Source organism: Pseudomonas sp. GW821-FHT09A09, assembly GCF_059418405.1.
This window is the reverse complement of record NZ_JBWKPU010000070.1, coordinates 1-11,011: the sequence shown is the minus strand read 5'-3', so window position 1 is coordinate 11,011 and position 11,011 is coordinate 1. Positions and strand designations below refer to the sequence as shown.

Below are 11,011 nucleotides of genomic sequence, written 5' to 3'. Positions count from 1 at the left end.
AGGTGCCGAGTGTTGGGGCAAGAGCCCTTTGGTTACTTTGGGGCTTTTCCAAAGTGACCCGCCGTAAGGGCGGAACCATAAGTAGCCATCACCTAAATTCCGGATATGACCCCCTTCAAAACCAAAACAACCGAGTCTGCCTCCCCAGCCGTACACAAATTGGTAAACCCCATCAACACCCCCTGCCCACCCCCAGCCTCCAGCGTCCACCCCGACAACGCCTGCACCCCCAACCCCATCTCACCCGCTGCCCGGGCCACCACCGCATCGGGCACGTCCACCAACAACCGCGCCAGCAAGTTAATCCCGCCGGCCTGCTCATCCACCCGCAGAAATTCCGCGCAATGCGCCTGCAACGCCGCCACCAACCACCCCCGCCGCTGCGCATACAACTGACGCATCTTCTTCAAATGCCGCGTGAAATGCCCCTGCTCCAAAAAGTCCGCCGCCGTCAGCTGCAGCAATTGCGCACTGCGCTGCTGCAACACCCGGGCGCTGCGCTCAAAGGGCTCGACCAACGCCACCGGCACCACCAGGTAGCCAAGGCGCAACCCCGGAAACAGCATCTTGCTGAAGCTGCCCGCATAGATCACCCGATCATCGGCATCCTGACTCTTGAGCGCCGCCAGCGGCTGGCCGCGGTAGCGGAACTCACTGTCGTAGTCGTCCTCCACCACCCAACTGCCCTGCTCCCGCGCCCAGCCAAGCAAGGCCTGACGCCGTGCCGGGCTCAGCGCCACGCCCAGGGGACTCTGATGCGCCGGGGTGACAATCGCCAGCCGCGCCTGAAGCTCACGCTGCATACCCTGCTCAACATCCAGCCCGTCTTGATCCACGGGCACCGGCACCAGCTCTACGCCCTTGTGCTGCAGCAACTGCCGCGCATGCAGATACCCCGGGTCTTCGAACCAGCAACGCTGCCCCGCCATCTCCAACGCATCGCACAATAACGCCAAGCCCCCCGAATACCCCGCACACACAAACACCTGGGAAGGCGCGCACTCCACGCCCCGGTACAGCGCCAGGTAGCTGGCGATCGCCACGCGCAGGGCCTGCACGCCACACACATCGCCCATGGCCAGGCTGTCGGCGTCGGTGCGGCGCACTTGCTGGGTGACCAGCCGCGCCCAGAGTTTGCGCGGGAAGGCATCCAGTGCCGGCAGGCCCATTTGCAGGGGGCGCGGGCCGCAGGTGACAGGGGCCGGCACCGGCACGGGTTTTAACGCCAACTGCGCCAGCGATTCGGCAACCACCGTGCCCGCCTGCCCACGGGCTTCAAAAAAACCTTCACTGACCAGCAACTGGTACGCCGTTTCCACCGTGCCCCGCGCCACCTTGAGTTCCTGGGCCAATGCGCGCACCGACGGCACGCGCTCGCCGGGGCGCAGTTGGCCCTGGTCGATGGCCAGGCGAAAACGCCGGTAGATTTCCTGGTACTTGGGCAGTGACGACATCGCAATCGGGCTCGGCGGGAAGACAAGGCGAAGTCTGATCATGTCCCAACCCACTTGTCCAATCATGCCCCTGTCGAGCGCGGCAGCGGCCGCCGAAAATGGCGCACCCCCTGACGAACACAAGGATCGCACCATGAAACACCGCCTCGATTACGCCCTGGCCGCCCCTGCCGGCTACAAAGCCCTGGGTTCAGTACACAGCTATGTCCACGGCTGCGGCCTGGAAAAAGAACTGATCGACCTGGTGTACCTGCGCGTCTCGCAGCTCAACGGCTGCGCCTACTGCCTGGACTCCCACTCCCGCGACCTGCTCAAGCTGGGCGTGAGCCTGGAAAAAATCATGCTGCTGGCGGCCTGGCGCGAGGGTTTGCCGCTGTACACCCCACGTGAGCAAGCCGCCTTGGCCTGGGCCGAGACGGTCACCCACGTGGCGCAGACCCAGATTCCCGATGCCGATTACGCCGAGGCCACGGCGGTGTTCAGCGAGAAGGAAATCGCCGACCTGACCCTGGCGATTGCCCTGATGAATGCCCTGAACCGCGTCGCCATCAGCTTTCGCAAAGTGCCGGCGGCGATCAAGGCGCACCTGGAGAACCTCGACCATGAATGAGCACGTCGAATTCACCCCCATGGAAACCGAAGCCGACTGCCTCGCCAGCTTTGCCGTGATGCAGCAGCTGCGCCCGCACCTCACGGATGCGCCAGCGTTTGCCCGGCAAGTCCAGCGCCAGCGGCAGAACGGCTACCACCTGCTGGCCGCCTGCGAGAACGGCAAGGTCATCGGCCTGATCGGCTACCGGCACACCGAGAACACCCTGTATGGCCGCTTCATCTATGTGGATGACCTGGTGGTAGACGCCGCGCTGCAACGCCGTCGCCTGGGGGAACAGCTGCTCGACCGCGTGCGTGAGGAAACCCGCGCCCTGGGTTATCGCTACCTGGTCCTGGACACCGGCATGCACATGGCCCTGGCCCAGCGTTTCTACTTCCGCCAGGGCTTGTTGCCCAAGGGCATGCATTTTTCCCAGGACCTGAGCCAATGACCCGCGCCCTGCTCCTCAGTTTCAGCCCCCACGGCAAGGCCGCGCACACCTTCAAGCTGGCCCGCGCCTTCTTAAAGGACCTGGTGCCGGGTGCTGAGGTCATCGAGCGCGACTACGGCGGCCAGGCGCTGCCACCGCTGACCCGCGAGTACGCCAATGCCTTGACCAGCGCGGGCGGGCTGAGTGGAAACGCCACGGCCTTGTCGGAACAGTTGATCGTTGAACTGGAGGCCTGCGACCTGCTGATCATTTGCACCCCGGTGCACAATTTCACCGTGCCGGCCGCGCTCAAGGCCTGGATTGACCATGTGGTGCGCATCCAGCGCAGTTTCACGGTCAATGAACAGTTTGAAAAAGTCGGCCTGCTGGACGACCGGCGCACCTTCGTGCTGGTCAGTTCCGGCAATTCGCGCAAGGGCCATGAGCCGGACTTTCTCACCCCCTACATGGCCGCCATCCTCGCCACGGTGGGGATCCGCAGCGTGGAGTTCGTCTACCTGGGCGCCATGGTGCGGGGTGAAGACGCGGTCAAACGGGCCGTCGAGCAGGCCCATCGGCAACTGTCGGAGGCAATCAGCACTGGCCTATAAAATTAATGGCGCTAGAATCGGCGCCATTCTTTGCCCGCCTCCCTGACACGAGCCTCTCCATGAGCTTTGATTTCGACACGATCCACCCTCGCCTCGGCACCGGCAGCACCAAGTGGAACCGTTACCCGCAAGACGTTTTGCCGATGTGGATCGCCGACATGGACATCGCCGCGCCACCCGCCATCCTGCAGGCATTGCACGCGCGCCTCGACCAGCAAGTGCTGGGCTACAGCGTGGCTGGCCCGGACGTACGCGATGCCATCGTCGCGGACCTGTGGGCCAAGTACGCCTGGCGCGTGTTGCCCGAAGAGCTGTTGTTCCTGCCCGGCGTAGAGCCAGGTTTCAACATGGCCCTGCATGCCTTTGTGCAACCGGGCCAGCCGGTGGTGCTGCAAACCCCCAACTACCGCCCGATCCGCCTGGCGCCCGGCCACTGGAACCTGCCGCGTATCGAAGTGCCGTTCGAGCTGATCGACGGCGAATACCACACCCCGCTGCCTGCAATGCGCGAAGCCCTCAAGGGCGCCGGCGCGCTGCTGCTGAGCAACCCGCACAACCCCATGGGCAAGGTTTTCCCCCGCGAAGAGCTGCAAGCCGTGGCCGACGCGTGCCTGGAAAACTGCGCACTGATCATCAGTGATGAAATCCACGCCGAGCTGTGCTTCGACGGCCGTCGCCACATCCCCACCGCCAGCCTCAGCCCGGAGATCGCCCAGCGCACCATCACCCTGATGTCGGCGAGCAAGGCCTACAACGTGGCCGGCCTGAAGACCTGTTTCGCCGTGGTGCAGAACGCTGAAATTCGCGAGCGCTTCAACAACGCACGCTGCGGCATGGTCGACAGCGTCAGCCCCCTGGGCCTGGAAGCCACCCGCGCCGCCTACAGCCAGTGCGGCGAGTGGCTGGACGCGCTGGTGCAGTACCTGCAAGCCAACCGTGACTACCTGTTGAACGCCGTGCAAACCCGTTTGCCGGGCGTGGTGATGCACGCACCACAAGGCACCTACCTCGCCTGGCTCGATTGCAGCGCCCTGGGCCTGGACGATCCGCAGCAGTTCTTCCTCGAACAAGGCAAGGTCGGCTTGAGCGCCGGCATCGAGTTCGGTGATGACAGCCAGCAGTTCGTGCGCCTGAACTTCGGCTGCCCGCAGTCGATGCTGGAGGAAGGCCTGCAACGCATGGAGCAGGCGCTGCGCCACCGCCGGGCCTAATTCACAACTTTTCGCAACGAGTGCCCAACCCCTGCTGTTACTGTTTTTACCGCTACGTCCCACCGGTAACAGTAGGAGTTCCATGGCATGACGACACAGCCCCTCGATCGTACGTCCGACCCCAAAGCCCTTCCCCGCACGCCGCCCAAGTCCGGCGCAGCGTTCCATGTGCTGCTCAAGAACAGCGCCAACAAGAAGGTCGAGGCCCAGGACAAGACGCCGTCAGGGCTGGATGCCAGCAAGCAGCAAGGCTATGAACTGGCTGCCAAGGACGCCACACCGCCGCCGGCCCTCGCCGACTACAAGGCCATCGGCCCACCCGACGAGGTCGGCCCCGGGCTGATCCGCTATGAAACCCAGGATGGCAAGAAAGTCATCGTCAGCGAGCACGACAGCCCGGACCTGTTCAAGCAGGTCAGCGAAGACTTCAAGGCGCTCTCCGGCGTGGTCGCCAGCCAGAATGCCGGCTATCAAAGCCTTGGCGGCGACGCCACGGCCCCGGAAAAACTCGCCGACTACAAATCCCTAGGCCCACCGGATGAAACCGGCCCGGGCGTGATCCGCTACGAGACCCAGGACGGCAGCAAGTTCGTCGTCAGCCAGCGCGACAACCCCGAAGCGTTCCAGAAAGCCAAGAACGACTACGAAAGCTTCATGGGCCTCTCCAGCAGTGAAGACGCCGGCTACAAGCGTGCCAGCGACAACGAAGTGTGGCCGCCCTACGCCGGCACCACCGTCGGCCCTGAAGATGAAGTGGGCCCGGGCCTGATCCGCTTTGAAAGCAACGGCCAAAAAATGGTCGTGGCCCGCGACGACAACCCCAAGCTGTTCGACTACCTGGCCGGCCTGCACGAGGTCTACACCCACCCGGACAAAAAAGCCGTGGTCGAAGGCGAACTCAACAACGGCGCGGTGCTCGCCGATGCCAACACCCCGATTCCAGGGCTGAACGACTACAAGACCTTCAGCTGGAACAACGACCAGAAAGACAGCATCCTCACCTACGAACTGCACGACGGCACCAAGGTGGTGGTGTCGTCCGACGTCAGCCCCGAGCTGTTCAAGAACGTCGCGACCGCCCATGACACCTGGGACAAGATCCACACCAGCGAAGACGCCGGCTACAAGCTGGCCGGGCCGAATGATTTCCTGAAAAACACCGACATCACCTTCGGCTCCCCGGATGAACTGGGTGACGGCTTGATCCGCTATGAAACCAGCGAAGGCAAGGTCATCGTGTCCAAGGAGCTGAGCCCGCAGCTCTACGACGACGTCAAGGCCAAGTGGGACGCCTTCAGCGCCGGCGCGGTGGACGACACCCGCAGCAAGCACAACCTGCCCAAGGCCGGCGACCTCGATGTGCTGAACATGGACACCGGCGTGCACGCCGATGAAAAGGACGACAAGTCGCCGACCCTCAGCGTCAGCGAACTGGCCACCACCCAGTTGATCGACACCTACCGCGCCGGCGTCAAGGACGGCTCGATTCCCAAGGACGATCCTCGAGCCAAGCTGGTCCGCGCCCTGGAAGCCCAGGCCGCCTACCAGAACGGCCATGGCATCACCGGCTACGAAGAAGCGCGACGCCCGTTCAACACCACCTGGCGCGAGTTCGATGACAAGCAGACCGAGCTGACCTCGGCCGACATGCACGACATCATCGACGGCAAGGCCGTGCAGCAACAGATTGGCGAGCTGTTCAAAGACCCGACCGTGCAGGCCGACTACAAGTCGAAGATGGACGACGCCATCAACAAACTGCCGAACAAGGACGAGATCAAGCAGAAGCTGCTGGACCTCACCGCCAACCCGGACTACGTGTTGTACCTCAAGGACCTGCAAGACCAGGGCAAGACCTCCGAGGCACAAAAGGACCTCAGCGACACCCTCACCTCGTTGTCGCTGTTCGACCCGGAAGCTGCAAGCAAGGCCGCGCAGAACATCCAGGCCGACGGATTGACCACCGACCTCAACGCGATCCTCTCGGACCCGAGCAAAATCTCCGACGAGAACAAGGAACTGGCGACCAAGGACTTGTTCGGCCTGCTCAAGGGCGTGCTCAAGGGCACCCTGCTCGACCTGCCGCGCCGCTCCCAGGAAACCCTGGAGAAATTCCTCAACGAAGGCCTGGAAGGCAAGGAAAAATCCTCCGCCGTCACCAAGGCCCTGGAAGAACTCGGCGAGGTCTACAAGAACAACGGCGTGATCAGCGAAGCCGACCTCAAGACCGCGCTGAGCAAGCCCTATATCCCGGTGGCTGATCGCGGCATGCTCGGCGAGGTGTTCCACACCCTCAACAGCAAGGGCATCCTCGGCTCCCTCGGCGCGGGCGTGACCATGTTCTCGGCGATTTACCAACTGGTGGGCAAAGGCGGCAAGCTGGGTGAAACCCCGGCCCAGCGCATGACCATCGCCAAGGACTTCCTCAGCTTCGCCGGTGGCTCCAGCCACTTCGTGCGCCTGGGCGACAAGATCGGCGAAACCCTGGGCAAAGGCGGCCTGGTGGACTTCCTCGGGTTGGACAAGACCCTGCCGGAAATCTGGGGCAAGACCGGCCTGCAGGAGCCGAACTTCGAGTTCCGCACCAGCGAGTTGCCCACCGAGGTCAAGAACAAGATCGCTACCGCTCTCGACGCCGTGCCTGATAGCCAGTACGACGGCATTTCCAAGCTGTTCGGCGAGGGCGACAAAGCCGTCACCGAGGCCACCGAAGGCCTGGCCACTCACCTGGACGACGGCCTGGCCGCCGCGGGCGCAGCCAAGTTGGGCGCGTCCAAGTCAGCCAAGATTGCCGGCTCGGTGATCAAGGTGCTCGGCCCGGCGACGGACATCGCCGGGGGGTTTGCCGATATCGTGCTGGGCGCCTTGGCGATCAAGAGCGGTGTCGACAGCAAAGACCCATTGGCCCAAGCGGCGGGCGGCCTGCAAGTGGCGGGCGGTGCATTCGGCGCCTCGGCTGGGGTACTGGGCGCCGCCGCACTGTTTGGCGCAGGCACGGCGGCGGCGCTGACCGGGCCGTTGTTCCTGGTGGGTGTGGTACTGGCGGTGGTGGGCGGGATCATCGGCTACTTTGTCGACCACAACAAAAAGCAGAAGGCCACCGAGAAGGAAAACGACTGGTACCGCGACCTGGCCGGCGACGGTCTGTTGCAGGACAACTGGGCTGACAAGGTCGAGTACGCCCACTACGAAATCCACCACTACGGCGGCCGCGATACACCGACCGACGACAGTATCTTTCGCTTCCAGCAATCGGAATGGGAGCACTTCGACGAAACGCCACAAAAAGGTGGCTCGTCGAGCAATCGGCTGGATGGCGACTTGCACAAGCACTACGAAGACCCGAACACGCCGCCCAAGCAACTGCCGTCGGACGCCCCGCCGGAGAAACCGCAACCCCATCCACCGGGAGGCAGCGGCGCGAAAATCATCTGACCACCTGACAGACTGATACACCCTAATGTGGGAGCTGGCTTGCCTGCGATGACGGAGTCACTGTCGACATTTTTGTCGGCAGGTACATCGCTATCGCAGGCAAGCCAGCTCCCACATTGGGTTTGGATATTGAGGTTTACAACTTGGCGATGGAGACTTCAGTCGACTTCACAAAGGCAATCACCTCACTGCCCACCTTCAATTCCAGATCACGCACCGAGCGGGTGGTGATCACCGAGGTCACGATACCGGACGCGGTCTGCACGTCGATCTCAGACACCACTTCCCCCAGCAGGATTTCCTTGATCACGCCCTTGAACTGGTTGCGCACGTTGATCGCTTTGATGGTCATGTCGGCTTTCCTTTTGGCTGTTGGGTCAATCCGCACGAATGCGCAGGCCCTCAAAATGCGCCAACGCAGAAGACATTAAAAGGAATATATAACTCTTTATTTATTCCATAACGATATATGAGAACTGTTTGCCTGCCAACAGTCGATCAACACTCTGCCCTCTTCCATCACAGTACGCTGAACGTAAAACCCCGCAAATGCGCCTCCGGGCGAGCTGGCACAGAGACTGCATATTCCTATAAAGCATGATGGAACATGCCGATTCAGTTTTCTGAATATAAGAAAAAGCCTTCTCTCAACGCCTTGTTCGCTTATGTAGCCCGGAGCTGTTCCATGACCCTCTTCACCACACGTTTACTCGGCGCGTGCGCCCTCGCCTTGTGCCTTCAACCCCAAGCATTTGCCGCGGAAACCGACCCCGCGCAAGTCAACCTGGATTACGCCTACTACTCACCGGTGAGCCTGGTGCTCAAGCATTTCGGCTGGCTGGAGCAGGCACTGCCGCAGAGCAAAGTCGGCTGGGTACTGAGCCAGGGCAGCAACCGCTCGCTGGAGTACCTGAACAGCGGTGGCGTGGACTTCGCCTCGTCGGCCAGCCTGTCGGCGGTGTTGAGCCGCGCCAATGGCAGCCCGATCAAATCGGTGTACGTCTACAGCCGCGCCGAATGGACCGCGCTGGTGGTGCGCAAGGACTCGCCATTCAAGAGCGTCACCGACCTCAAGGGCAAGAAAATCGCCGCCACCAAGGGCACCGACCCCTACTTGTTCACCCTGCGCAGCCTGCAAAAAGCCGGGCTGAAAAAAGACGACGTGGAACTGGTGCACCTGCAACACCCGGACGGCCGCACCGCGCTGGAGAAAGGTGACGTGGACGCCTGGGCCGGTCTCGACCCGCACATGGCCGCCAGCGAAATCCAGGCCGGTTCGCGCCTGCTGTACCGCAACAAGGACTTCAACAGCTACGGCGTGGTCAGCGTCACCGAGAAGTACGCCAAGGAGCACCCGCAGACCATCACCAAGGTACTCGGTGCCTATGAAAAAGCTCGCGACTGGGCGGTCAAGCACCCGGATGAATTCGCCAAGTTACTCGCCGACGAGTCCGGCCTGCCGCTGGAAGTGGCCAAGTTGCAGTTGTCGCGCACCGACTTGAGTACACCCTTCCTGAGCAGCAAGGATGTGGTGGCGTCCAAGGCGGCTGCACCGATTTTGGTGTCCGAAGAGTTGGTGCGCAAAGGCGTGAATGTGGACCAGGTGATCGACCAGTTGATCGACACCTCGTTCGGCCACTGAGGAGCGCACCATGACAGGCAAAACCCAAGCACTGCCCCTTGCCGCGCCGGTAGTGATTAACCGCAGCGCGTGGCCGCGCCGCCTCAAGGGGCTGGTGTTGCCGGTGCTGATCCTGCTGGTGCTGGAGGTGGTGGTGCGTGTGGGTTGGCTGCCGTCGTACCAGATGCCCGCGCCCAGCGAGATTGCGGCAACCCTCACCGACCTCGCCGAAGGCGCCTTGTGGAAACACATCAGCGCCAGCCTGTTGCGGGTGCTGCTGGGCTTTGCCATCGGCGCCGGGCTGGCCCTTGTGTTTGCCGCCTGGGTCGGCCTGAGCCGCGAGGCCGAAGCCTACCTGGAACCGACCTTCGCCGGGCTGCGCTCGATCCCGAGCCTGGCCTGGGTACCGTTGTTGCTGCTGTGGCTGGGCATCGATGAAACCTCCAAGATCGTACTGATCGCGATTGGCGCGTTTTTCCCGGTGTACCTCAACGGCGTGGCGGCGATCCGCGACATCGACCGCAAGCTGGTGGAGGTCGGGCAGATGTACGGTTTCAGCAGGCGCCGGCTGGTACGGCGAATCCTGTTGCCCGCCGCCCTGCCCGGTCTGTTTACCGGGTTGCGCAGTGGCTTGAGCCTGGCGTGGATGTTCCTGGTGGCCGCCGAGTTGATCGCCGCCACCAAGGGCCTGGGGTATTTGCTCAGTGACGGACGGGAAACCTCACGGCCAGACATCGTACTGGCAGCCATCATCGTGTTGGCGGTACTCGGCAAGATCACCGACGGCCTGTTGGCGGCGCTGGAAAAACGCTGCCTGGCGTGGCGCGACACCTTCAATGGCCAAGGAGCGGAGCAATGAGCAGCCAACCGTTGTTGCAGATCCATGTTCAACGCAAAAGCTTCGCCACCACCACCGTGCTCAAGGAGGTGCGCCTGGCCTTGCAACCGCGTGAGGCCGTCAGCCTGCTGGGTCCCAGTGGGTGCGGCAAAAGCACACTGCTGCGGATCGTGGCCGGGTTGGAGCAGGACTATCAAGGTGAGCTACGCAGCCCTGAGGGCGAGGTCGCTTTCGTGTTCCAGGAACCCCGGCTGATGCCTTGGCTCACGGTGGAACAGAACATCGGTTTCAGCGATGACGACCGTTATGACAAAGCCTGGGTCACGCAATTGATCGAAGAAGTCGGCCTCAAGGGCTTCGCCCAGGCCCTGCCCAAGGCGTTGTCCGGCGGCATGGCGCAGCGCGTGGCCATCGCGCGCGGCTTGTATTCGCGCCCGCAGGTGTTGCTGCTGGATGAGCCGTTCAGTGCGGTGGATGCCTTCACCCGCATGAAACTGCAGGACTTGCTGCTGCAACTGGCGGCGCACCATGCCATCGCGTTGTTGCTGGTGACCCATGATGTGGATGAGGCGCTGTATTTAAGTGATCGGGTATTGGTGATGGACAACCGGCCGAGCAGTATTCGTCAGGAACTCGCGGTGGATTTACCGCACCCGCGTGACCGGCGTGATCCGTTGCTGGCCCAGCTCAAGGCGTTGTCTTTGACCGAGCTGCAACGCGCCCACGTCATCTGACCCGATCCTTGCCGGCGATAGCGATTTCACTAACGCTGCACTCTGTAGGAGCCCGGCTTGCCGGCGATGGCGTCCTCAAGGGCCC

10 protein-coding genes are annotated in these 11,011 nt (G+C 62.7%); 8 read left to right on the top strand and 2 right to left on the bottom strand.

Going from position 1 to position 11,011, the window contains the following annotated elements:
* Positions 1-92 precede the first annotated feature (92 nt).
* Positions 93-1,454, bottom strand: coding sequence for a MocR-like pyridoxine biosynthesis transcription factor PdxR (gene pdxR / locus AC07OV_RS30240; RefSeq protein ID WP_495093588.1), 1,362 nt, complete (start codon positions 1,452-1,454; stop codon positions 93-95).
* Between the two features lie 133 nt (positions 1,455-1,587).
* Between pdxR and AC07OV_RS30235 the strand changes: the two genes are divergently transcribed.
* The 5 genes from AC07OV_RS30235 (at position 1,588) to AC07OV_RS30215 (ending at position 7,733) form a co-directional block, all read left to right on the top strand.
* On the top strand, positions 1,588-2,064 hold the full coding sequence (locus tag AC07OV_RS30235) for a carboxymuconolactone decarboxylase family protein (RefSeq protein ID WP_176999435.1): 477 nt from the start codon (positions 1,588-1,590) through the stop codon (positions 2,062-2,064).
* Complete coding sequence (locus AC07OV_RS30230) at positions 2,057-2,497, top strand: GNAT family N-acetyltransferase (RefSeq protein WP_495093587.1); 441 nt, start codon at positions 2,057-2,059, stop codon at positions 2,495-2,497. Before AC07OV_RS30235 ends, AC07OV_RS30230 begins: the two co-directional genes overlap by 8 nt.
* Positions 2,494-3,087, top strand: a complete 594-nt coding sequence (locus AC07OV_RS30225; protein ID WP_176999437.1) for an FMN-dependent NADH-azoreductase — start codon at positions 2,494-2,496, stop codon at positions 3,085-3,087. The genes AC07OV_RS30230 and AC07OV_RS30225 overlap by 4 nt, the downstream gene beginning before the upstream one ends.
* Positions 3,088-3,146: 59 nt before the next feature.
* Complete coding sequence (locus tag AC07OV_RS30220) at positions 3,147-4,298, top strand: MalY/PatB family protein (RefSeq protein WP_495093586.1); 1,152 nt, start codon at positions 3,147-3,149, stop codon at positions 4,296-4,298.
* A gap of 87 nt (positions 4,299-4,385) precedes the next feature.
* Positions 4,386-7,733, top strand: coding sequence for a hypothetical protein (locus tag AC07OV_RS30215; RefSeq protein ID WP_495093585.1), 3,348 nt, complete (start codon positions 4,386-4,388; stop codon positions 7,731-7,733).
* A 136-nt stretch (positions 7,734-7,869) separates the two neighbouring features.
* On the opposite strand, the gene AC07OV_RS30210 is transcribed toward AC07OV_RS30215, so the two are convergent.
* Positions 7,870-8,085 (bottom strand): TOBE domain-containing protein, encoded by a 216-nt coding sequence (locus AC07OV_RS30210; protein ID WP_003173733.1) that lies wholly within the window; start codon positions 8,083-8,085, stop codon positions 7,870-7,872.
* A gap of 333 nt (positions 8,086-8,418) precedes the next feature.
* Between AC07OV_RS30210 and AC07OV_RS30205 the strand changes: the two genes are divergently transcribed.
* The 3 genes from AC07OV_RS30205 to AC07OV_RS30195 are packed head-to-tail and all read left to right on the top strand — an operon-like array spanning position 8,419 to position 10,926.
* A complete protein-coding gene (locus tag AC07OV_RS30205) occupies positions 8,419-9,375 on the top strand; it encodes an aliphatic sulfonate ABC transporter substrate-binding protein (RefSeq protein ID WP_495093584.1) in 957 nt (318 codons plus the stop codon).
* A gap of 10 nt (positions 9,376-9,385) precedes the next feature.
* Positions 9,386-10,213, top strand: coding sequence for an ABC transporter permease (locus tag AC07OV_RS30200; RefSeq protein WP_494999207.1), 828 nt, complete (start codon positions 9,386-9,388; stop codon positions 10,211-10,213).
* Complete coding sequence (locus AC07OV_RS30195) at positions 10,210-10,926, top strand: ABC transporter ATP-binding protein (RefSeq protein WP_494999208.1); 717 nt, start codon at positions 10,210-10,212, stop codon at positions 10,924-10,926. Before AC07OV_RS30200 ends, AC07OV_RS30195 begins: the two co-directional genes overlap by 4 nt.
* The last annotated feature ends 85 nt before the right edge of the window (positions 10,927-11,011 follow it).

Bases quoted from the DNA above. Each gene is read 5' to 3' on its own strand.
- pdxR (WP_495093588.1), bottom strand. From the start codon at position 1,454: ATGTCGTCACTGCCCAAGTACCAGGAAATCTACCGGCGTTTTCGCCTG.
- AC07OV_RS30235 (WP_176999435.1), top strand. From the start codon at position 1,588: ATGAAACACCGCCTCGATTACGCCCTGGCCGCCCCTGCCGGCTACAAA.
- AC07OV_RS30230 (WP_495093587.1), top strand. From the start codon at position 2,057: ATGAATGAGCACGTCGAATTCACCCCCATGGAAACCGAAGCCGACTGC.
- AC07OV_RS30225 (WP_176999437.1), top strand. From the start codon at position 2,494: ATGACCCGCGCCCTGCTCCTCAGTTTCAGCCCCCACGGCAAGGCCGCG.
- AC07OV_RS30220 (WP_495093586.1), top strand. From the start codon at position 3,147: ATGAGCTTTGATTTCGACACGATCCACCCTCGCCTCGGCACCGGCAGC.
- AC07OV_RS30215 (WP_495093585.1), top strand. From the start codon at position 4,386: ATGACGACACAGCCCCTCGATCGTACGTCCGACCCCAAAGCCCTTCCC.
- AC07OV_RS30210 (WP_003173733.1), bottom strand. From the start codon at position 8,085: ATGACCATCAAAGCGATCAACGTGCGCAACCAGTTCAAGGGCGTGATC.
- AC07OV_RS30205 (WP_495093584.1), top strand. From the start codon at position 8,419: ATGACCCTCTTCACCACACGTTTACTCGGCGCGTGCGCCCTCGCCTTG.
- AC07OV_RS30200 (WP_494999207.1), top strand. From the start codon at position 9,386: ATGACAGGCAAAACCCAAGCACTGCCCCTTGCCGCGCCGGTAGTGATT.
- AC07OV_RS30195 (WP_494999208.1), top strand. From the start codon at position 10,210: ATGAGCAGCCAACCGTTGTTGCAGATCCATGTTCAACGCAAAAGCTTC.